Below are 22,880 nucleotides of genomic sequence, written 5' to 3' on the forward strand. Positions count from 1 at the left end.
GATGTACATGTAACATGATGGAATTTGAAAAGAAAAAGGAAGTCCGGTATGACAAAAAAAATTGTAAGCTTTTCAATTGTAATTGTATTATTACTTGTCTCAGCAGTTTATGCCGCAACGACAGGTAGCATTAAAATGGGCTTTTTTGAATTTATAGGTGCAGTTTTTGATGAAGGAAATAGTCAAATGGAGGCAATCCGAGATTTACGGTTTCCACGAATCATTGTAGCGTTGTTTGCTGGTGCAGCACTTTCTGTTTCAGGGGTACTATTACAATCAGTTATGCGTAATCCATTAGCGGATGCCGGGGTTATTGGGATATCTTCAGGAGCGGCATTTGTCCAGCTCTTTATTATTTCCTTCTTTCCAGCATTATTTTTTATGACACCTATATTAGCATTTATGGGCGGGGCATTTGCCTGCGCACTCGTCTTTGCGTTGTCATGGAAGTCAGGCTTAAGTCCATTGAAACTTATTTTAGTCGGAATCGCTATTAATGCAATGTTCACTGGGTTAACAGAGGCTTTCATTAGTTTAGGCGGTTCATTGAATACTTCAGCTTCCAGCGTTGTAGGCTCAAACTTAACGATGCGTACGTGGAAGGACGTATCAACAATTGTTACTTATGGTACTGTCGGATTAATAGCCGCCTTTGCATTATATAGTTGGTGTAATCTCCTCGTATTACAAGACAAAACAGCAAAAAGTCTAGGCTTTCCTATAGCTCGGGCTCGTCTAGTAATAGCCGCTGTTGCGGTACTATTATCAGCTGTTTCTGTTGTTGTAGCAGGAGTTATCTCGTTCGTCGGTCTGTTAGTACCACATATTTCTCGTCGCATTGTTGGACACGATCATAAGGTGCTCATACCTTTTACAGCATTAGCTGGCGCTTTACTAATATTAGTGGCAGATACGATTGGTCGCACCATTGCTGTACCGCTTGAAATTCCAGCATCCACCATTATGGCGATTATCGGTGGACCATTTTTAATATTCCTATTACGAAAAGAGTGAGGAGACATGGAAATACAAGATATTATTGTATCGCATGATAATACCCGAAATCATTTAGACGGTGTGTCGACGATAATTCAAAAGGGCAATATCACAACGATTATCGGTCCAAATGGCTGTGGGAAATCAACATTATTAAATGTTATGTCCCGCAACAATATGCCCATATCGGGAAATGTATCGTTAGAAAGCAAGGATTTGGTGCACTACAAGCCAAAAGAATTTGCAAAAAAACTAGCAATTGTCTATCAACAAAATGATGTACCGAAGGATTTAACAGTAGAAAAGCTAGTGAGCTTTGGACGTCTACCACATCATTCAATGCTAAAAAGAAATCATGAGGAAGATGTCAAAGCTATTGAATGGGCACTTGCTTGCACAAATTTGTTGGAAAAACGAGAAAACAATTTAGAGGCTTTATCAGGTGGGGAACGTCAGCGAGTGTGGATTGCAATGGCTTTAGCACAGCAATCTGAAATTTTATGTTTGGATGAGCCGACAACCTATTTGGATATTTATTATCAAATTGAGTTATTGGAGCTTGTGAAGGCATTAAATAAGGAATATGGCTTAACAATTGTTATGGTGCATCACGATATCAATCAGGCGATTCGCTATAGCGATCAAATCATTTTGATGAAAGCTGGACAAATAATAGCCGAAGGGGCACCACGTAACGTCATTACAAGGGAAGTTATTAAAGAAGTCTATGGGGTCGAAGCCATTTTCAATGAGGATGAGCAGTTTGGATTTTACATGGTACCCCTGGCAATATAATTGGTGATACGATGAAAATATGGGCATCTAAGTTTTTAACATTTATATATTTAGCGATATTCTTATACTCAGGCTTTGCATTAGCCAAGTACTTATACACGTACTATGAGACTTCAAAATCATTGGAAGAAGTACAAACGATTTACCAATCAACATTGGCTTCTTTAGAAGATAAAGCAGATGAAATCTCATCAACACCATTTACAATCCGTCCACAATTCAATGATTTGCTAACGGTAAATAATAATATTGTTGGATGGATTTCTGCAGACGGGACAAAGCTCAATAATCCAATTTTACAAGCTGAAAATAATGATTTTTATTTAAATCATAATTATAAAGATCGAGAAAGTCGTGCAGGCAGTGTATTTATGGACTATCGTAATAATGTGCAAAATATAAACCAAAATACTATTTTATACGGCCATGCCATGAAGAATAGTACGATGTTTGGGAGTCTTAAAAATTACTTAAATCAGCAATATGCAAACGAGCATCCTATCATTTATTTAGATACACTGTATGAAGGTTATAACGTTGAAATTTTTGCAGCATATGAAACTACCATTGATTTTTATTATATTGAAACAGAGTTTAAGCGCAATGATATTTACTTAAAATTTTTAGACGACATTCAAGCACGCTCTTCAATCGAAATGAATGTAGAGCTTGGACCGGAAGACAAAATTCTTACACTATCCACTTGTAAGGATTCTGTCATGAGTGACGACTATCGTTTTGTCGTCCAAGGTAAATTAGTGAAACGCTGATAGATAAGGAATTTCCCCATTTCATTGGGAAGCTTCTTTTTTATTTAAAGAAAGTAGTTGGAGTAATTTTCTAAACGGAGAAATCGCTCAGGTAGTTTCTGAAAATGCCTCGGTCAAAAATTTTTAAAAATAACTTGACGTAAGTAAATTATTAATATATAGTAAGTTACAGAAAGTAATCAACTACTTTTCGTAACTACTGTTAACTAGTATGCAACAGAAGTAACTACAAATGTTTAATCGTAAACATAATTTAAGTAGTTACTTCATATTTTATAATATATCTCGAATTCGAGATAAAAACAACCCAATTGGAGGAATTTATAATGGCAAAATGGAACATTGATTTAGGACACTCAGCAATTAACTTTCAAGTAAAACACATGATGGTATCAAAAGTAAAAGGTGTATTCGATACTTATTCAGCGGATATTGAAGCGGCAGATCTTGCAGATTTAACAACAGCAAACATTAGCTTTACAATTGATCCAGCTAGCATCAATACACGTAGTGAAGATCGTGATAATCACTTAAAAGCAGCAGACTTCTTTGATACTGGAAAATATCCGACAATTACATTTAAATCTACAAACATTGCAAAAAAATCAAATGATGAATATGCGGTTACAGGTGATTTAACAATTAAAGACGTAACGAAATCAGTAACATTTGATACTGAATTTAATGGTAAAGGTACAAATCCATGGGGCCAAGAAGTTTATGGCTTTGAATCTACAACATCCATCAATCGTGAAGATTTTGGCTTAACTTGGAATGCAGCCTTGGAAACTGGCGGTGTTCTAGTTGGGAAAGACATCAAAATTACAGTTGAACTGGAAGTAAACCCAGCTTAATTTTGTAAAATGTGCTCGATTTCATATCGGGCACGTTTTTTTTATAATAAAACATTGCCAGAAAATAACATAACAAATAAGTTGCTTGCATAATTTTAGTAATTACTGCATATAAAACATCATATTGTTTTTGGGGGCGATGGGATGAATGTATTAGTGACAGGTGGTTATGGTTTTATTGGTAGTGCAGTGGCTAGGCGTTTTTTTCAAGAGGGTGCAAATGTTTATATTATTGATAATTTAAGTACCGGTCATTTACGCAATATCGACTTTGATCATAAATCTTATCTTTTGAATGTGGAAGATGAGGTTTGTGAGCATCTTTTTAAAGAAACATCATTTGATGTGGTCATTCATTGCGCAGCACAAACGAGTGTTCAAAAATCGGTGCAAGAGCCAGTGAAGGATGTTTTAACGAATATTGTAGGTCTTAGTCAGATGCTCTTCTTATCGTCAAAATATAAAGTAAAGCATTTCGTTTTTGCCTCGTCAGCAGCTGTTTATGGTGATAGTCACTATCCACCATTAGAAGAAACAGATGTTAGTGAGCCGATTTCGATGTATGGATTAAACAAAAGTATCGGTGAGACATACTGTGAAAAATGGCAAAGAGATTATCGTTTACCAACATTAATTTATAGATTTGCTAATGTATTCGGTCCAAGGCAATGTATGCGGGGGGAAATGGCGGTTATTCCTAGCATGTTAAAAAGCAGTATAGAAGGAAAACCCTTTACGATTTATGGGGATGGAGAACAAACACGAGATTTCATATATGTAGATGACATTGCGGATGCTATTTATGCTGGTGTACAGGCTAGATTACAAGGCATTTATAATGTATCAACGAATGAGGCATGGTCGATTCATCAAGTCATTTTATTATTACAGCATTTAAATCATCCTTTAGAAATTCAATATGCACCTGCGAGAGAGGGAGATATTGAGCATTCATTTTTAAATAACGCTAAGTTGGCAAAGGCGATAGGGTGGAGACCAAAAACTACTTTTGCGGAAGGCATAGAGCGTACATTGCAAGCTTTACAAAATGAAAAGATAGTGGAAATTTAATTAAATTATAAATAAGGTGATTTGAGTGGGGACTGGGTGACTCCATGGAGACCAGCAAAGCGGAAATCAACCCCACGTAGTGAATGAATTCATTATACCTGAAGATTTATCGGTACAACTTCAGTTTTTATTAATTATGGGTGACTTCCATTGGGGATGAGCTCAAAATATGTAGGTGATGATCAGTGTATTTTTTGACGATTTACCCTAAAAGGGAAATCGTCTTTTTATATTTTTAAGGAGACGGAAAGTAAGCGTTCATCAGTACATCGTATTATTGGTATTCGCGGAGTAATAGGTGATTTTTTACGCCTATAGTATAATTAAAGGAGTGCTATGGAATGGAACGGGGGCCTACAAATGCTAGTAGATTTTAGAGTGAAAAATTGTTTAAGTTATAAGGATGAAACCCTATTTTCAATGGTGGCGGGAAGCCGTATTCGAAAATTAAAGGAGACACATACGATGAAATGTGACTCATTTCACCTTGTAAAAAGTGCCTTTATTTTCGGACCAAATGGAAGTGGAAAATCAAACTTATTCACTGCAATTAAAATTTTACGATCTTTATTATTTAACTTTGAAAATCTTAATAATGTTAAACAACTTCGCTTGCCCTACCAGCCGTTTAAATTAGGAAGTCAGCAAGAACAACCGACAGAATTTATGATTTCGTTATTACTAGATGGGGTATTGTACGATTATGAGGTACAGTATAATGCATCACAGGTTCTTTATGAAGGTCTAACTAAAACAACAAAGTCTCTAAAAATGGAGCTTTTTAATAGACGATGGGATGGTACAGAATATTTGTATGAAGCTGTCAATGGTACTACGCTAGAATTGACAAAATATACGCGTGATAATACAGCTTTCTTATCGGTATTAAATGTCTTTAATGACCGAGATGCTACGAAAATATTTGATTGGTTTTTACATAAAGTACTATTTTTAGATGAAACAAATCGGTTATCAAGTCATCCACTTATTCGTAAACTTGAAGAGGAGCCCTTTAAGAAAGAGGTTATAAAGATACTAAAGATTGCCGACTTTTCTATTCAAGATGTGACGGCAAGACGGGTTGAGCGAAGAGAGAAAAATACTATTGGCTATGATTTTGACACTACAGAAGTTATACAAGAAGTGGATATCGATTTGCACTATTTATCGTTCGATGAAGTAGGCGCGCCGATCGGGACAGAAACGATCAATTGGACGATGGATTCAAAGGGGACGGTCCGTATGCTGCATTTAGCATGTGTCATGGTCGATGCATACAATAAAGGGAAGACAATCTTTATAGATGAATTTGACACAGCATTTCATGTGTCCATCTGCGAATTTTTAATGGCCATTATGAACAGCAAGCGTAATGTTACGAATCAATTTGTTGTCACAAGTCATGAAATTGATTTATTAGATCAGCCACTACGTTCCGACCAAATATGGTTTGTAAATAAAAGCTTTAAAAATGAATCCGAGTTATACTCCTTATTTGATTTTGCAGATTTACAGAAGAAACATGGGGATATTTCTTATGCTAAGCGTTACTTAAAAGGAGAATTTGGGGCTACACCGGTTATTAATGAATATTTATCAAATCAATATTTAACTTCTTTGGAGGGCTTATCCAAACAGCCGCCGAAATAGAGGAACTCAGTCTAAGAACGCCATCGTCCTGTGGCATTTATCTGCAATTATGCCAGGGTATAATTAATAGGAAGTGGAGGTATTTGAGCAGTGAGAGTGCGTCAACAAGGGAATCGAACACTGCGTAAAACAGTTTTAATTTATTGTGAAGGTGAAACCGAACGTATTTATTTTGAGCAAATGCGTATTTTAAAGCGCTCAAAAATGGTAAGTGTCAAAATAAAAAACGTCAAGCGTTCGGCTATTAAGCTAGCCCAGCATGCCTATCGAGATTCAAGCTACCAATATTTTGATGAGGTTTGGATTGTTTTTGATAAAGATGATCTAACTGACAAGCAATTAGAGGAAGTTAATGACTTTTGTGAAGAGAATAGTATTCATATTGCCTATTCAAATGAAGCATTTGAATTATGGCTATTGTTGCATTTTGAAGAAGTCGATCTATCTGAAAAGTATCCTCGTGCCGTATTAAATGACAAAATGGAGCAGCATCTTGGGGTAACACGTTATTTTCGTCATAAAGCAGATGAGTCAGTCATTGCACCGATCGCACTCCGACATGAGGTCGCTATTAAAAATTGCACGGATATGATGTCACTTCGTAAGACGGAAAGCCGTGACAATCCTTATTGCAATATACATGAAATGATAAAATACATATTTTAACTTCTTTCAGCAAAAAAAGTCGTTCTTTGTGCAAGCACAGACCGTAGCGAAAGCAAAGCGACAGCTACAATTATTTAAATAGTAGGTTTTCTATTACTAGTTAATGGAGAGCCTGCTTTTTTTATTTCTCGAAAGGGAGGGATAACAATTATTAAAAGTACGACATATATTAAGTTGATTGAAGGGGAACTTTTTTATGTTCCACGCAAACATGTAAATAAATTTTTTATATTTGGGAATAATATCAGAGGCCATGACAATTGAACTGTACATATGACGCGATTTTAAACCTATAAATGATTGAAAAGTGTATGTTGTATTCGTAATATTTCCAGACGATCTACCTTGCCTTTTCTTTCTAAAAAGACTACAATGAAATTAAGTTAATATACTAGGTTTGAGCGATTGAGAGACCATTAAAAACATATGTACATTTGTACATGTGCTTTTAATGGTCTCTTTTTTTCGCTTTAAATAAGGAGGAATTTCATTATGAGCACAGCTTCAGCAATACAACGTCAACAAACGATTGAAGAATTACAAAGTAAAGAATACGATTTATTGGTGATCGGTGGTGGAATTACAGGTTGTGGTATCGCACTTGATGCAATTGCTCGTGGTCTATCTGTAGCGTTAGTTGAAATGCAGGACTTCGCCGCTGGTACTTCTAGTCGTTCAACAAAATTAGTGCATGGTGGACTTCGTTATTTAAAACAATTTGAAATAAAAGAGGTTGCAGATTTAGGAAAAGAGCGTGCAATTGTTTATGAAAATGGACCGCATGTAACAACGCCTGTTTGGATGCTACTACCATTCCATAAAGGTGGCACATTCGGTAAATTCTCAACGAATATTGGCTTACGCGTCTATGATTTTTTAGCAGGGGTTAAACGTTCTGAGCGTCGATATATGTTAAATGCTGCAAAAACAATGGAAAAAGAACCTTTGGTCAAAGGTGAGGACTTACGCGGTGGTGGTGTATATGTAGAATATCGTACAGATGATGCACGTCTGACAGTCGAAGTTGCCAAAGCTGCCATTGAAAAAGGTGCTACACTCATTAACTATACAAAGGCAGAAAACTTTTTATACAATGACCAAAAGAAAATTGATGGTATTGTAGCACAAGATTTGATTGCCCATAACACGTTTAATATTCGCGCAAAAAAAGTTGTCAATGCTGCTGGTCCATGGGTAGATGAGGTTCGTAATATCGAAGGACAACAAAATGGTAAGCACTTAATTTTATCAAAAGGTGTGCACATCGTTTTTGATGAATCTAAATTCCCATTACGTCAAGCTGTCTATTTTGATACACCTGATGGTCGTATGGTGTTTGCGATTCCTCGAAATGGGAAAACGTATGTTGGAACGACAGATACATTTTACGAAGGTGATGCCCGTGAAATGAATATCCATCAAGAAGACCGTGATTATATTATGAAAGCAATTCATTATATGTTCCCAAAAGTTAACGTCACTGATTCAGATATCGAATCAAGCTGGGCAGGTGTTCGCCCATTAATTCATGAAGAAGGTAAAAATCCATCTGAAATTTCTCGTAAGGACGAAGTATGGGAATCTCAGTCAGGTCTTGTGACAATCGCTGGCGGTAAATTAACAGGTTATCGTAAAATGGCTGAAACAGTTTTAAATAAGATTGCACAAGATTTAGAACAACGATTTGGCATTGCATCAAAACCATGTTATACAAAGCAGATTCATATTTCCGGTGGAGATGTCGGAGGCTCTCAAAACTTACATGCCTTCGTGGCGAAACGCACAAAAATGGGTGTTGATATCGGATTATCAGAAGAGGAAGCAAAACATTTAGCGCATCATTACGGTTCTAATGTGGACACTGTTTTTGAATATGCTAAAGAACAGCATCCTGTTTTACCTCAAGGGTTATATGCTCAACTAATGTATGGTATCCATCATGAAATGGTTGTTCATCCAAACGACTTTATGATTCGTCGCACAGCCTATATGTTCTTTAATATCGCACTTGTTATACAATATAAAGATGCAGTATTAGATGAAATGGCAAAACAATTACATTGGTCTACTGAACAACGTACACAATATGAAAAAGATTTAAATTTAGAAATAACAAGAGCTACAACTGCATTATAATAAAAAGGAAGGTCGTCTTTATGGCGACCTGACTTTTTTAACTTCTTTAAGTGCTTGTCCAACACCCGCTTAAAAAAGTTAGCCTCTGGCGGATGTCGCAGAATCGGCTTTGTACAAGCAAAAACCGATTCCAAACGCAATTATGAGGCATAATTGATATAAAGGGGAAATCAAATGAATTTCAATAATCAACAAATTATTCCAGCTGCACGTACAGTTAAGCAATTTGATGAAATATTAAATAGTCGATTCGAATACATTGTGCTATTAGAAGTTCATATTAGTTTGCTTATGTCAATAAAGCGAGAGGCAGATCGTAACGGTAAAAAATTAATTATTCATGCAGACTTAATTCATGGCTTAAAAACGGATAACTTTGCAGCAGATTTTTTATGTAATGATATTCGTCCAGCAGGAATAATTTCCACTCGATCTAATATGTTAATAAAAGCAAAATCTCGTGGGATTATTGCCATTCAGCGCGTCTTTTTAATTGATACGATTGCACTAGAAAAAAGCTTTTCAATGATTGAATCAGCGAAGCCTGATTATATTGAATTATTACCAGGCATCATTCCTTCAATGATTTCAGAGGTACACCAGCGAACGAAAATTCCTGTTATTACAGGTGGACTAGTTCGCACTGTTGAAAGCATAGAGGAAGCGTTGTCAGCTGGAGCAGTAGCTATTACAACATCAAATAAGAACTTGTGGGAAAATTTCCAAAAATATTGTTGACTATGTATATTATTTTCTCTACAATGTACATAAGTTAAAAAGCGCGTGGTTAGGAAAAGGAACCCACATTTAATCATCTGCATTATAACGTGCAGTTTGTTTAAGTGTGGGTTTGTTTTTTTACTAAGTGCACTATTACAAAGGGGGCTTCTGTATGTCAACATTTACAGCTGAACTTGTCGGCACGATGATTCTTATTTTATTCGGTGGTGGCGTTGTTGCAGGTGTATCACTGCACAAATCGAAAGGCTTTGGCGGTGGATGGGTAGTGATTACCTTTGCTTGGGGTCTAGGTGTGGCTATGGCTGCATATGCTGTTGGTGGTATTAGCGGGGCTCATTTAAATCCTGCTTTAACAATCGCACTTGCTACAATTGGTAATTTCCCGTGGGAAGACGTACCTTCTTACATTGCTGCACAATTGATTGGTGCATTTTTCGGGGGGATACTCGTTTATTTTATGTATCTACCACATTGGAAAGGTACGAAAGATCCGGAAGCGAAACTGGCTGTATTCTCTACAATGCCTGCTATTAAACATCCATTATCCAATTTAATCTCTGAAATGATTGGTACGTTTATACTTGTTTTAGGCATTCTAGCATTGGGGACAAATTCAATTACGGATGGTTTAAATCCATTTCTAGTTGGTATGCTAATTGTAGTCATCGGGATGGCATTAGGCGGTCCTACTGGTTATGCAATTAATCCTGCACGTGACCTAGGCCCACGTATAGCTCACTTTTTCTTACCAATCCCAGGTAAACGTGACTCTGGATGGTCATATGCATGGATTCCAGTTGTAGGTCCAATTATCGGTGGTACTTTTGGTGCTCTATTCTTCCAACAAATTTTTGAGGGGAAAAATAGTATCACATTTTGGGTATTTGCTATTATTGTAGTTATTATTTTTATCAGTGCTCAAATGACAGTGAAAAATGTTAAAAGTGAAGAGTAAATTATTTATGCCTCGGCATAAATTTGTAGCTGTCGCTTCGCTTTCGCTACAGAAAAACATTTGCTGAAAGAAATTAAAAAATTATTGGAGGTATGTCCGATGTCAGAAAAAAAATATATTTTAGCTTTGGACCAAGGTACAACAAGCTCACGTGCTATTTTGTTTGATGAAAAAGGGAGCATTCTCCACGTTGCACAACAAGAATTCCCGCAATATTTCCCACAATCCGGATGGGTTGAACATCATGCAGAAGAAATTTGGTCTTCTATTCTTTCTTGTATCGCTACAGTGCTCTCTGCAAAAAATATTGAATCAAATCAAATTGCTGGGATCGGTATTACAAACCAACGCGAAACAACTGTTGTTTGGGATAAACATTCAGGGAAACCAATTTATAATGCGATTGTCTGGCAATCACGCCAAACGAACGCTATTTGTGAGGAATTGAAAGAAAACGGTTACAATGATTTATTCCGTGATAAAACTGGTTTATTAGTCGATGCATACTTCTCAGGTACAAAAGTAAAATGGATTTTAGACAATGTTGAAGGTGCTCGTGAAAAAGCAGAAGCAGGCGATTTATTATTCGGTACAATTGATACGTGGTTAATATGGAAGTTAACAGGTGGTAAAGTCCATGTTACAGATTATTCAAATGCTTCTCGTACGTTAATGTACAATATTTATGATTTAAAATGGGATGAAGAAATTTTAGACATATTAGGTGTTCCAGCTTCTATGCTTCCTGAGGTTCGTCCTTCTTCTGAGGTGTATGGATATACGGAGGAAGCGCTGTTCTTTGGTTCTGCTGTTCCAATTGCAGGGGCTGCGGGCGATCAACAAGCGGCTCTATTCGGTCAGGCCTGTTTTGAAGAAGGTATGGTTAAAAACACTTACGGTACGGGCTGCTTTATGTTGATGAATACTGGTGAAAAGGCAGTAAAATCAGAGAATGGCTTATTAACTACGCTTGCATGGGGCTTAAATGGTAAGGTTACTTACGCTTTAGAAGGAAGTATTTTCGTAGCTGGCTCTGCTATTCAATGGTTACGTGACGGCTTACGAATGTTCCGTTCTGCTTCAGAATCTGAACAATATGCTGCACGTGTAGAGTCGACTGACGGCGTTTATGTAGTTCCTGCATTCGTTGGTCTAGGTACACCTTATTGGGACTCAGATGTACGGGGTGCAGTTTTCGGTTTAACGCGCGGTACTTCTAAAGAACATTTTGTACGTGCAACATTAGAATCGTTAGCGTATCAAACTAAAGACGTACTTGGTGCAATGGAAGCGGATGCCAATATCCCACTAACGAAATTACGTGTAGATGGTGGTGCAGTCGCAAACAATTTCTTAATGCAATTCCAATCGGATTTATTAAACGTTCCTGTCGATCGTCCAGTTATTAATGAAACAACAGCTTTAGGTGCTGCGTATTTAGCAGGTTTAGCAGTTGGCTTCTGGAAATCACCAGATGAAATTAGTGAGTATTGGAATTTAGATCGTCAATTCACACCTAATATGGATGACTCACATCGTGAAGAAATCTATGCAGGCTGGAAAAAAGCTGTTGCAGCTGCTCAAGCATTTAAATAAACATATAGCTGAATAGTGATAAAAGAACCTTGATAGGCATTGAAGCGAAACCAGTTGTTAGACAAAAATCTAACTAGGGTCACTTTGCTTGCCAATCAAGGTTTTTAGGTCTGCACTTATATTTGCACTTACATATTTTGAAGATAGAACGAAGGTGAGATAAAAATAACAACAAATACATTACCGCAATTGCAATAGTATGTTTTGTCGTAAAGTAAGAAAAATTGAGTGTAGATTTGAAATAAAGCTAACGACGTATATAAAAAGCTTGTCTGAAAATCCTGAGTTGATATGCAGGATTTTTTCTTTTTCACAAGCGTGCCAGATTTTAAGAAGAGTATCAAAAAAATGTGTGGCTATCCGACTAGTGTTTACTGCGAAGTAAAGTTCAGAGTAAAGTGTTTTAACTAGTTATTGTGTGGTTCATTATGATTGTAATTTTAACAGTTCTTGACCCCTTTTGGTTCATCAATAAAAGTTGTGGATGACTTTTGGTAAAACGTCAACAACAAATGTTTTCTGTGCGAAAGCGAAGCGACAGCAACAAATGTTTTCTGTGCGAAAGCGAAGCGACAGCAACAAATGTTTTCTGTGCGAAAGCGAAGCGACAGCAACAAATGTTTTCTGCGCGAAAGCGAAGCGGCAGCAACAAATGTTTTCTGTGCGAAAGCGAAGCGACAGCAACAAAGCATCCATCGGAACGGAAATCAACTACACGTTTTGTGATGGTCCCTCCTTTTGTATGTATTTCATATATCTCCTAGTAATTAAATTGTAAAGTAAACTTGACACTTCAAGGTATGTAAAGTAAACTTTACTTATCAACAAATGTACAGTTCACTTTACATTTTTAAAGGAGGCTTTATGAAAAACAGAATTCGTGAATTACGAAAATCGAAGAAGATTACGCAGGAGGAATTGTCGAAACAAGTTGGAGTCTCACGACAATCGATCATTGCAATTGAATCAGGAAAATTCAATCCATCTATTGAGCTTGCCTATAACATATCAAAAGCTTTCAATTGCACGATTGAAGAAGTGTTTATTTTCGAAGAGGGGAGAATGTAATTATGGAAGTTTCTATCGGGGGTATTATTGGATTGTATGGAGGAATGATTTGTGGAATCCTTGGCTGGTGGTTTGGACGGAAAAAAGCTAGAGAAAACAGAGGTTTAGATGAGCTATACTATCATATATGGCAAAATGCAAAATCCTATTCATGGTATGTGACATTAGGAGCAATTTATGTTCTCTTTTCTTTAATCATGTTTGGGATTGAATTAAGCAACGCAATGGTTTTAGTTATCCTTCTTTTAACACACCTAGGGAGTTGGGGAATAATTGGGATTGTTTTGTCCATCAGTATGTCCAGTACAGTCACGTTGCAGCACTCCCGTGTGAAGCTTGGCATAATCGTCATTGTTACGTCTATTATTGTTTTTACGATTATCGCGATCATGACGATTAATTGGAAGTTTTTATTATTTAGTATACCACCTAATTTAATTGGACTTTTTACTGCACTTAAACCAATGGGAGAAGATTCCGAGTTAACTCCTTAGATGTGAAATAAAGTCGTACCTTTATACCCCTTTAGATATGGTTATCTAAAGGGGTATTTTTATAGTGCAAAGGAAAAGAACATCACAATTGAAAGATCGATTAGGAATTGTTGAGTGACAATAAAGTTGTTCTATGATTTTGGTGAAAAAATGAGTCATCTAGAAGCATTCGAATTTGGTCGTAAATTAAGAAAAAATTGAGAAAGTTTTCCTATAGCTAAGTCTTGAAGCATGTTTATTTCATAAAAACATATAGTGTATATTGAGAATTATCTAGTATTGGAATGAAAGGGGATTGCGTGGATAAATCTAAGTCGAATCAGCGCAAAAATTTGGAGGAGAATGCAAAGGATCAGCAGTTAGAGCAGTTTCGTGTCGATAATGAAGGGCAAAAGATGACGACGAATCAGGGACTAAAAGTTTCGAATGATGAAAATTCATTAAAGGCTGGAGTTCGTGGGCCAACAATTATGGAGGATTTTCATTTTCGAGAGAAAATAACGCATTTTGATCATGAACGTATTCCAGAGCGTGTTGTGCATGCGAGAGGCTTTGCGGCACATGGAGAGTTTGAGCTGTATGAATCGATGGGGGAATACACTAAAGCAAGCTTTTTACAGGACCCTAATAAGAAAACACCTGTATTTGTCAGATTTTCAACGGTAGTAGGAAGCTTAGGTTCGATGGATACTGCACGTGATGTTCGTGGTTTTGCGACGAAATTTTACACGGATGAGGGCAATTATGATCTAGTTGGTAATAATATACCGGTCTTTTTTATCCAGGATGCCATTAAGTTCCCTGATTTAATTCACGCGGTAAAGCCTGAACCTCACAATGAAATGCCACAAGCAGCTTCAGCTCACGATACGTTTTGGGATTTTGTAGCGAACAATCAAGAAATTGCGCATATGATTATGTGGCATATGTCTGATCGTGCAATACCTAGAAGTTTTCGAATGATGGAGGGCTTCGGTGTTCATGCTTTTCGTTTCGTCAATGATAAGGGAAAATCAAGGTTTGTAAAATTTCATTGGAAACCTGTGTTAGGTGTTCATTCACTCATTTGGGATGAAGCGCAAATCATTGCTGGTAAGGATCCGGATTTTCAACGACGTGATTTATGGGAATCCATTGAGATAGGTGATTATCCTGAATATGAGTTAGGTGTACAAATGCTTGAGCCAGAGGACGAATTTAAATTTGATTTTGACATTTTGGATGCAACAAAGCTGTGGCCTGAGGAAATGGTGCCAGTTAAAAAGATTGGAAAGATGACATTGAATCGTAATGTGGATAATGTTTTCGCTGAAACAGAGCAAGTCGCCTTCCACCCTGGGAATGTTGTGCCAGGCATAGATTTTACAAATGATCCACTTTTACAGGGGCGGCTATTTTCTTATTTAGATACACAGCTAATACGTCTAGGAGGGCCAAACTTTGCAGAAATCCCGATTAACAGACCCATTTGTCCATTTCATAACAATCAGCGCAATGGCTTTAGTCGTCAAACTATTAATTTAGGAAAAGTGAGCTACCATAAAAATTCCTTGGCCAATAATACACCATCAACTTCAACGGCAAAGGAAGGTGGCTTTGTCCATTATGAAGAAAAGGTTGAAGGACGCATCACACGAGCACGTAGTAAATCGTTTGATGATCATTTTTCACAGGCAAGGCTGTTTTGGAATAGTATGTCTCCCCCTGAAAAACAGCATATCATTGATGCCTTTAGTTTTGAGGTCGGGAAGGTGAAAAGTAAGTCCGTCCGCCAACAAGTAGTCGACATGTTTGTCCGTGTTGATAAAGCAATGGCAACGACTGTGGCCGATAATGTTGGTGTTAATCGTCCAAAAGGCGAGCAAATAAATGTCACGTTAGCATCACCTGCACTTAGTCAAGCTAATACTATAAAAATGCCCCAAACACTTAAGGTAGGCGTGCTAATAGGTGATGGATTTGATGCAAATGAAGTTGGCGAAATACTAAAATATTTAACTAGACAGGGCGTTCGATACAGTATTATTTCTGACAGATTAGGGGTTGTTACTAGTAGTGATGGTGTGCAATTAACAGCAAGTGATACATTTATTACTACGGATGCGGTCCTATTTGATTCGTTATATGTTGTAGGCGTAAGAGCAAAAAATCAAGCAAAGTTTAATTCTCATATTGTAAATTATATTAATGAAGCGTATAGACATTACAAACCGATTGGTATAGCTACATCAGGAACGACATTTTTTAATATGTCTAATGCCAATGTAGGGCCAGGAATTGTGTTAGCAACTGGCGACAAAGATTTCGCTAAAAAATTTGTCAAAGCAATAGCTCAACAACGCTTTTGGGAACGGAATATTTATTAACTTTACGTTGTTTCCGCGAAAAGGAAAATATTTGTGAAGCGGAGCAAATACCTGTAGGAAAAGAAGCAATACTTTCTCGCGTCAATGGCATTAGATTTTCTATGAAATATTTCATCTATCATGGTAAAAATGCTGATAATTAAAGTCTCTCATTGTTCTTAAAGAATAGTGAGAGATTTTTTAGTAATGGGTAGTTCAAATGTTACCTTTATTGGCTCCTTCTCCATATAGCTTGGTCATGAGATCGAGAGTTTTAAAGAAAGTAGGTAGACAAAATGTTTCTTTATTTACTATAAATTACATGGCGTTGCATTCGAATTTTGTAAATGCTATGGTGGTTAATGAGGTGAATTTTGTGGAAAAATTTGATATTGCAATTATTGGTGCAGGACCTGGGGGCTATATAGCAGCCATTCATGCAGCAAAAAGTGGCAAGAAGGTCGCTTTAGTAGAGCGCGATAAAGTAGGAGGAGCCTGCTATAATGTCGGCTGTATTCCTTCGAAAATATTGTTGGAGCATAGTAAGCTCATTCAAGAAATAAAACGTGGTTATGATTGGGGTATTGAAACATCTGTAGTAAATGTGAATTTTCCAAGATTGATGAAACGTAAGGATGCTATTATTGACGAGCTTTTAACGAATATTGAGAGCTATATTTTGAGCAATCAAATTACCTTTTATCGAGGAGAAGCGGCAGTATCTAATGATTTAATGGTAACAGTTGGTAATGAGATCTTTACTGCAACGGATATCATTTTAGCAACGGGAAGTAAACCATTTGTACCACCTTTTAAAGGTATAGAGGCTTCTTCCTACTATACAACGGATACCTTTTTCGATATGACAGAGCTACCAAAGCAGTTAACAATTATAGGCGGAGGCGTTATTGCAGTAGAAATGGCATTTAGTTTAGCACCGCTAGGAACAAAGGTGACGGTGCTGAATCATAGTGAAGATATTTTACAGACAGAAGAGCCAGATGCACGACCACTAATTCGTGAAAAGATGAAAAAGCTTAATATTGAGCTTGTGACAGATTTTCAATTTGAGCATTTTAATGGCAATGAAATTCATACATCTAAAGGCATTTATACATATGAAAATCTTTTGTTTGCAACGGGTCGACGCCCGAATACAAAAATAGCCCAGCAGCTAGGTTTAGCCTTCGAAGGTCGATTGATTGCTGTCAATGAGCATCTTGAAACAAGTCAGCCACATATTTATGCTATAGGTGACTTAGTTGGTGGTTTCCAGCTAGCTCATTCAGCGAGTGCAGAGGGAATTTATGTTGTCGACCATATTCTGGGGAATAAACCGGCACGAATTGATCAAGCTTTGATTCCTCGCTGTGTTTATACACATCCTGAAATTGCAACTTTTGGATTACTGGAAGAACAGGTTAACGAACCTTATAAGGTGACGAAAATGCCTTTACATACAAACTCTAAGGCATTAATGGAGGGAAATACAGTGGGCTTTATAAAGCTCATTGCGACGGAAAAAGAAGGACGCATTTTAGGAGCTTGTGTTGTTGCTGATGGGGCAACAGAAATGTTAAATGCTATTTTAGCTACTAAAAATGCTGGTGGTACGGCCCATACTCTTGCAAATATGATTTTCCCACATCCTACAGTGTCAGAGCATATAGGGGATGCTGCAAAGGCTATTTTTGATAAAGCCATTCACCAATAATGGTCTCAGAACTACCTTTTATTGAGCGACCAGAACCCATAACAATACTGTTTAGCCTTCTATTTATTATACAAATTATAATAAGCGTGATACAGGCTAATCATTATGTTTAATTTTGTTATAAATACCATTAAATAAAAAAACATATTGACTTTGTATATTATTATGTTAAATTAACTTTATAAGAATACTTGGTTTTAAAAAATGAGTTGACTGGACATCTAGAGGCTTCTATTTTACGAAACGGATTTTCTCCGAGCGTAAACATAGAAGCCTTTTTTTATCTTTATGTTGTGAATTTCTAACTTGGAGAGGATGGAATAGGAAATTAGGATTTGGCTTTCGTTTTTTGGAGAATGGTTACACTGTAAGAAACAGGTTACTTAGGCGCTACATTACGCCTATATGTAAAGACATTGCATTTTGTATAAGGACATTTAACTTTGTTAATAAGGAGTGGTTAATATGACAAAAGCAGTTATTATTAATGGCACTAATTCGAGAAATTCACGCGTAACGGCGATTCACGAAAAGGTAGAAAATCACTTGAAAGCACAGGGAATAGCGGTACACACAAATTATGTACATGAATTGCCTGCTGAGGATTTAATTAAGGCTAATTTTGCAAGTGAAGCCATCGTTTCAGAAAATAAACAAGTTGAAGAGGCAGATATTATCATACTTTTGACGCCAATTTATAAAGCTTCATATACAGGAATATTAAAAACATATTTAGATTTGCTACCGCAAAAAGCATTGCTTGGAAAGATTATTTTACCAATTGCTGTAGGTGGCTCTATTGGACATTTACTCGCTTTAGAATATGCATTAAAACCAGTTTTAGCTGTATTAGGAGCTACAACAATCGCACATTCTGTTTATATTGTTGATAAACAAATTATTCGATTAGAAGATGGGAGCTTTGCTATCGAGGAAGAAGCGATTAACCGTCTTGATGTACAATTAACACAATTTCAGCAAATTGTATCCATTTAAGTATGAAGTAGCTCAGTAACATAACATGAGGCACTTTCTTAGGGGCTCCGATGAGTTTTAATAAATGTCATCCCAAAATTTTAGGATTGAGCATGAAGTTCAAAAAATAGCGCATTATAGGAAATAACCTCCTATAACGCGCTATTTTTAATTAACTTCAGGTTCTTCATTTTTCTCACTCGGTGCTGTAGAGAGATATAAGAATGCCTCATCTTGCAATAGCAATAATTTTTCTTCACAAATACCGTGTGCTAATGGTCCAGAAAAAATAGACTCCCACCAAGTTCCTGTTGTTGTTGTCATTGTCTTAGCCCCCATTTCAATTTTTCGATATGTAGTTGTAAGTTTCCCAAAATTACAAAACCGTCTACACATTCCGTCCATTCAAGAAAGAGGAATTTTGATTGTCAATGTTGTATCGTATAGACAAAGATAGTTTGTTTCGAAATGAAAAAACTATGTACGCCATTTTAAAAAAAGAGGTGCTTTTATTATGAATTTTACGATACAAGATGTAGAAAATATGATTACAGAACAGCGTCAATTTTATTTTTCACGAGCAACGAAAAGTACAAAATTTCGAAAAGAGCAATTAATAAATCTGAAGAAAACGATTTTAAAATATGAAAAAGAAATTTTGAATGCTCTATATTTAGATTTACGTAAGAGTGAGTTTGAAGCATATGCAACAGAAATTGGCATTGTTTTAGATAGTATTTCTTATATGGTCAAGCATGTTGAAGAATGGATGAAACCTCAAGCTGTAAAAACACCGATACAATACCAGATGGGAAAAAGCTTTATTGTAAGAGAGCCATATGGAGTAACATTAATCATTGGTCCATTCAATTACCCATTCCAGCTTGTAATGGAGCCATTAATTGGAGCAATTGTTGGTGGTAATACGGCTATTGTAAAACCATCAGAAACATCTGTGCATACAGCAGCAATCGTTAAAAAAATAATTGAAGAAACGTTTAGTCCTTCCTATGTTCGGGTTGTAGAGGGAGAAAAAGAGGAAGTGACTGCACTTATTCATGCATCCTTTGACTATATATTTTTTACAGGGAGTGTGGCAGTCGGAAAAGTTGTTGCAAAGGCAGCGGCGGAACGCTTAACACCAATTGCCCTAGAGCTTGGTGGGAAAAGTCCCGCAATTGTAGATCAAACAGCCAATTTAGAAGTAGCGACGAAAAGAATCGCTTGGGGGAAATTTACAAATACTGGTCAAACCTGTGTGGCACCAGATTATGTTCTTGTCCATAAAGATGTCTATGACAAATTTATGAAAATATTGAAAGCAACGATTCGTTCCTTCTATGGTAAAAATGCATTAAAAAGCCCTGACTACGGTCGTATTGTAAATTTAAGACAATTTGATCGCTTGCAGCAAATTATCGTGGAAGAACGTGATGCAATTACATTTGGTGGTAGAACAGATCGTGATGATTTGTATATTGAGCCTACAATTATTGGTTATGTGAAATGGTCAAGTCCTTCGATGCAGGATGAACTATTTGGTCCGATTTTACCTGTGATGATGTATGATGATTTACCGCTGGCTATTCACCAGATTCGTCAGCTACCAAAGCCTTTAGCAGCTTATTTTTTCTCAGAGCATGAAAAAGCTACCCAGTACTTTTTAGAGGAATTACCATTTGGTGGAGGGTGTATTAATGATACGATTACACATGTAGGAAATTTACATTTGCCATTTGGCGGTGTCGGACCATCAGGGGTCAAAGCATATCACGGGAAGGCAAGCTTTGAAAACTTTACCCATCCAAAATCTATTTTAAAAAAATCATCGAAGGTAGAGACGAATGTTCTCTTTCCCCCATATAAACAAAAGGTTAAGCTTGTGCGAACTATCATGAAATAGTAAAAGGAGGTGTCGGACACTGACACCTCACTTTTTTGGACGCCCGAGAAATAGAGGAACTCAGTTTTAGAACCCTACGTCCTAGGGCAATTTATCTGTGCGAAAGCGAAGCGACAGCAACAAATGTTTTCTGTGCGAAAGCGAAGCGACAGCAACAAATTTTGTCGAGGCATAATTGATCAGCTCTCCAACGTATATTTCCCATTTCAGTTGTCGATAAATGCCGTTTTTTGATATGTTAGGTAAACTAAGGTGAAATATTAAAAATATATTAAAATGATAGCGTTTTCATTTTAAAAACGTTCTTACAGGCATTTTATTTATCGGTGAATAAGTAGTAAAATAAGTTCATTAGAATGTGGGGGTATTCATCTTGTCATTTTTTGTCGAATAAACAATAAATGATGAAATGAATGTAGAGATTGATTGGAGGACTATGAAATGTATGCAGAGGAATTGTTGAATGCATTACCTTTGAAAAAAATAATTGGAGTGCTACCTGACCAAGTAAGTGATATTGTCATTGATTCACGAAGTGTACAACCAAATAGTATGTTTGTTTGTATAAAAGGTTATACAGTAGATGGTCATGACTATGCACAGAAAGCTGTTGAAGGTGGCGCAACAATTGTTGTAACAGAACGAAAATTACCATTAGCAGAAAATATTGCACAAGTCATTGTAAAAGATACGGATCGTGCAGTTGGCTTGTTAGCTGCAAAGTTTTTTGACTATCCGTCGAAAGATATGACAATGATTGGCGTAACTGGGACAAACGGAAAAACATCAGTAACGGGTATTATTCAAAATATAATGCATGGTATGGGTGAGAAATCGGCATTATCAGGAACAATCGGCTTTAATTTAAATGGTATTTTATATGAATCTGCAAATACTACGAGCGATGCATTATCGACTCAACAAATGATATTCCGTGCAAAAATGGAAGGCTGCAGATTAATGACGATGGAGGTATCTTCACACGGTTTAGCACTTGGACGTCTAGCTGGGGTAGAATATGATATAGCTATTTTTACAAATCTTACACATGATCATCTTGATTTCCATGGTACGATGGAGGAATATGGCCATGCGAAGGGCTTAATGTTCTCTCAACTTGGACAAGACTTAGAAAAGAATAAATTTGTAGTGTTAAATGCCGATGATGCTTGGTCAGAGCGCTATGCAGCGATGACACCATTTCCTGTATGGACATATGGTTTGAAAAATGAAACAGCTGATTTCCGAGCTATTAACTGTGAGTATCATGATTTCATGACATCTTTTGATGTTGAAATGCCAGAGGGAATATACCATGTAAAAATGCATTTGCTCGGGGAATTTAATATCTACAATGTGCTTGCCGCTATGGTAGCTTTTTATGGCCGTGGTTATTCAATGGAAACAATCATTGAGCAAATCGAGCAATTGCCACCAGTGAAGGGCCGCATGGAGAAAGTTTGTTCAGATTTACCAGTGCAGATTTTTGTTGATTATGCACATACACCTGATGCCATTGAAAAGGCAATTTCTTCAGCTGAACCATATAAAAAAGGGAAGCTTATTTTCCTAGTTGGTACGGGTGGCAATCGTGATAAATCAAAACGTCCAGCAATGGCAGAAAAAGCATCAGCCGCTGATTACGTTATTTTAACGACAGATGACCCACGCTATGAGGACTATGATAGTATTACAGGTGATCTTGCTAAAGGGATGCTTCATGAAAATTATGCATGTATCGGAGACCGTGCTGAAGCGGTGCGTCATGCGATTGAGGTTGCTGAACCAGGAGATATGATTATTTTTGCTGGTAAAGGCCATGAAGATTATCAAATTATTGAGAATACGAAATATCCGCATAGTGATGCAGATATTGCAATAGAAGCTGGCCACTTAAAATTTGTATAATATATGATCTCCAATGAGGATGTTAGAGTGTACTTGATAGGGTGAACGAGAAAGCATGCAAAGATGCGGGAAGTTCACCATACTTAGAGAACCCTTTTAGTTCGTACTAAAGGGTTTTCTTTTTGGGTACTTTTGGTGAATGTCATAATGTAAGTAGATGAAAGAAAGGGTAGTATCGAAAATGTTTGAGGAAACTATACATTGTCCCTCGCCAAAATAAAAACCTCTTTTTTGGGGAAATCA

The 22,880-nt window shown here is 36.8% G+C and carries 18 protein-coding genes and 1 pseudogene; 18 read left to right on the forward strand and 1 reads right to left on the reverse strand.

Features of this window, described 5'->3' with window-relative positions:
* Positions 1-48: 48 nt before the first annotated feature.
* From PVA17_RS03090 to ssuE, 16 genes and pseudogenes are all read left to right on the forward strand, one after another.
* Positions 49-1,052, forward strand: a pseudogene (locus tag PVA17_RS03090) (FecCD family ABC transporter permease).
* On the forward strand, positions 1,021-1,791 hold the full coding sequence (locus PVA17_RS03095; RefSeq protein WP_274066855.1) for an ABC transporter ATP-binding protein: 771 nt from the start codon (positions 1,021-1,023) through the stop codon (positions 1,789-1,791). Before PVA17_RS03090 ends, PVA17_RS03095 begins: the two are co-directional and overlap by 32 nt.
* 11 nt (positions 1,792-1,802) lie before the next feature.
* Positions 1,803-2,561, forward strand: coding sequence for a class B sortase (gene srtB, locus PVA17_RS03100; protein WP_274066856.1), 759 nt, complete (start codon positions 1,803-1,805; stop codon positions 2,559-2,561).
* Positions 2,562-2,887: 326 nt separating this feature from the next.
* The gene (locus tag PVA17_RS03105; RefSeq protein ID WP_274066857.1) at positions 2,888-3,415 is read left to right on the forward strand and encodes a YceI family protein; all 528 of its coding nucleotides are present in this window, start codon (positions 2,888-2,890) and stop codon (positions 3,413-3,415) included.
* 144 nt (positions 3,416-3,559) lie between these two features.
* The gene (locus PVA17_RS03110; protein WP_132357858.1) at positions 3,560-4,486 is read left to right on the forward strand and encodes an NAD-dependent epimerase/dehydratase family protein; all 927 of its coding nucleotides are present in this window, start codon (positions 3,560-3,562) and stop codon (positions 4,484-4,486) included.
* Positions 4,487-4,846: 360 nt separating this feature from the next.
* Complete coding sequence (locus PVA17_RS03115) at positions 4,847-6,136, forward strand: AAA family ATPase (protein ID WP_274066858.1); 1,290 nt, start codon at positions 4,847-4,849, stop codon at positions 6,134-6,136.
* A gap of 90 nt (positions 6,137-6,226) precedes the next feature.
* The gene (locus PVA17_RS03120) at positions 6,227-6,802 is read left to right on the forward strand and encodes an RloB family protein (RefSeq protein WP_274066859.1); all 576 of its coding nucleotides are present in this window, start codon (positions 6,227-6,229) and stop codon (positions 6,800-6,802) included.
* Between the two features lie 492 nt (positions 6,803-7,294).
* Positions 7,295-8,938, forward strand: coding sequence for a glycerol-3-phosphate dehydrogenase/oxidase (locus tag PVA17_RS03125; protein WP_274066860.1), 1,644 nt, complete (start codon positions 7,295-7,297; stop codon positions 8,936-8,938).
* Between the two features lie 174 nt (positions 8,939-9,112).
* Positions 9,113-9,676, forward strand: coding sequence for a glycerol-3-phosphate responsive antiterminator (locus PVA17_RS03130; RefSeq protein WP_142510799.1), 564 nt, complete (start codon positions 9,113-9,115; stop codon positions 9,674-9,676).
* Positions 9,677-9,830: 154 nt separating this feature from the next.
* Positions 9,831-10,634 carry an MIP/aquaporin family protein gene (locus PVA17_RS03135; RefSeq protein WP_274066861.1) on the forward strand — a complete coding sequence of 268 codons (804 nt, stop codon included), beginning with the start codon at positions 9,831-9,833 and terminating at the stop codon, positions 10,632-10,634.
* Positions 10,635-10,733: 99 nt separating this feature from the next.
* Complete coding sequence (gene glpK / locus PVA17_RS03140) at positions 10,734-12,230, forward strand: glycerol kinase GlpK (protein ID WP_132357845.1); 1,497 nt, start codon at positions 10,734-10,736, stop codon at positions 12,228-12,230.
* A gap of 864 nt (positions 12,231-13,094) precedes the next feature.
* A complete protein-coding gene (locus PVA17_RS03145; RefSeq protein ID WP_132357843.1) occupies positions 13,095-13,298 on the forward strand; it encodes a helix-turn-helix transcriptional regulator in 204 nt (67 codons plus the stop codon).
* A gap of 2 nt (positions 13,299-13,300) precedes the next feature.
* The gene (locus PVA17_RS03150; protein WP_274066862.1) at positions 13,301-13,792 is read left to right on the forward strand and encodes a hypothetical protein; all 492 of its coding nucleotides are present in this window, start codon (positions 13,301-13,303) and stop codon (positions 13,790-13,792) included.
* 284 nt (positions 13,793-14,076) lie between these two features.
* Entirely contained in the window at positions 14,077-16,158 is a 2,082-nt protein-coding gene (locus tag PVA17_RS03155) for a catalase (protein WP_248717996.1), read from the forward strand.
* 355 nt (positions 16,159-16,513) lie between these two features.
* Complete coding sequence (gene lpdA / locus PVA17_RS03160) at positions 16,514-17,851, forward strand: dihydrolipoyl dehydrogenase (RefSeq protein ID WP_274066863.1); 1,338 nt, start codon at positions 16,514-16,516, stop codon at positions 17,849-17,851.
* A 465-nt stretch (positions 17,852-18,316) separates the two neighbouring features.
* A complete protein-coding gene (ssuE, locus tag PVA17_RS03165; protein ID WP_248717998.1) occupies positions 18,317-18,847 on the forward strand; it encodes an NADPH-dependent FMN reductase in 531 nt (176 codons plus the stop codon).
* Between the two features lie 147 nt (positions 18,848-18,994).
* On the opposite strand, the gene PVA17_RS03170 is transcribed toward ssuE, so the two are convergent.
* On the reverse strand, positions 18,995-19,150 hold the full coding sequence (locus PVA17_RS03170) for a hypothetical protein (RefSeq protein ID WP_274066864.1): 156 nt from the start codon (positions 19,148-19,150) through the stop codon (positions 18,995-18,997).
* 190 nt (positions 19,151-19,340) lie between these two features.
* Here PVA17_RS03170 and PVA17_RS03175 point away from each other — a divergent pair, with 190 nt between their 5' ends.
* Positions 19,341-20,729, forward strand: coding sequence for an aldehyde dehydrogenase (locus tag PVA17_RS03175; protein WP_274066865.1), 1,389 nt, complete (start codon positions 19,341-19,343; stop codon positions 20,727-20,729).
* A gap of 441 nt (positions 20,730-21,170) precedes the next feature.
* Complete coding sequence (locus PVA17_RS03180; protein WP_132357831.1) at positions 21,171-22,637, forward strand: UDP-N-acetylmuramoyl-L-alanyl-D-glutamate--2,6-diaminopimelate ligase; 1,467 nt, start codon at positions 21,171-21,173, stop codon at positions 22,635-22,637.
* The last annotated feature ends 243 nt before the right edge of the window (positions 22,638-22,880 follow it).

The sequence above is a fragment of the Lysinibacillus sp. CNPSo 3705 genome (assembly GCF_028674935.1).
Classification (GTDB): Bacteria; Bacillota; Bacilli; order Bacillales_A; family Planococcaceae; genus Lysinibacillus.

Excerpts from the sequence above, each read along its gene's own strand:
- PVA17_RS03175 (WP_274066865.1), top strand. The coding sequence starts at position 19,341 with ATGAATTTTACGATACAAGATGTAGAAAATATGATTACAGAACAGCGT.
- PVA17_RS03145 (WP_132357843.1), top strand. The coding sequence starts at position 13,095 with ATGAAAAACAGAATTCGTGAATTACGAAAATCGAAGAAGATTACGCAG.
- glpK (WP_132357845.1), top strand. The coding sequence starts at position 10,734 with ATGTCAGAAAAAAAATATATTTTAGCTTTGGACCAAGGTACAACAAGC.
- srtB (WP_274066856.1), top strand. The coding sequence starts at position 1,803 with ATGAAAATATGGGCATCTAAGTTTTTAACATTTATATATTTAGCGATA.
- PVA17_RS03130 (WP_142510799.1), top strand. The coding sequence starts at position 9,113 with ATGAATTTCAATAATCAACAAATTATTCCAGCTGCACGTACAGTTAAG.
- PVA17_RS03125 (WP_274066860.1), top strand. The coding sequence starts at position 7,295 with ATGAGCACAGCTTCAGCAATACAACGTCAACAAACGATTGAAGAATTA.
- PVA17_RS03150 (WP_274066862.1), top strand. The coding sequence starts at position 13,301 with ATGGAAGTTTCTATCGGGGGTATTATTGGATTGTATGGAGGAATGATT.
- PVA17_RS03155 (WP_248717996.1), top strand. The coding sequence starts at position 14,077 with ATGAAAGGGGATTGCGTGGATAAATCTAAGTCGAATCAGCGCAAAAAT.
- ssuE (WP_248717998.1), top strand. The coding sequence starts at position 18,317 with ATGACAAAAGCAGTTATTATTAATGGCACTAATTCGAGAAATTCACGC.
- PVA17_RS03095 (WP_274066855.1), top strand. The coding sequence starts at position 1,021 with ATGGAAATACAAGATATTATTGTATCGCATGATAATACCCGAAATCAT.
- PVA17_RS03170 (WP_274066864.1), bottom strand. The coding sequence starts at position 19,150 with ATGACAACAACAACAGGAACTTGGTGGGAGTCTATTTTTTCTGGACCA.
- PVA17_RS03180 (WP_132357831.1), top strand. The coding sequence starts at position 21,171 with ATGTATGCAGAGGAATTGTTGAATGCATTACCTTTGAAAAAAATAATT.
- PVA17_RS03115 (WP_274066858.1), top strand. The coding sequence starts at position 4,847 with ATGCTAGTAGATTTTAGAGTGAAAAATTGTTTAAGTTATAAGGATGAA.
- PVA17_RS03105 (WP_274066857.1), top strand. The coding sequence starts at position 2,888 with ATGGCAAAATGGAACATTGATTTAGGACACTCAGCAATTAACTTTCAA.
- PVA17_RS03135 (WP_274066861.1), top strand. The coding sequence starts at position 9,831 with ATGTCAACATTTACAGCTGAACTTGTCGGCACGATGATTCTTATTTTA.
- PVA17_RS03110 (WP_132357858.1), top strand. The coding sequence starts at position 3,560 with ATGAATGTATTAGTGACAGGTGGTTATGGTTTTATTGGTAGTGCAGTG.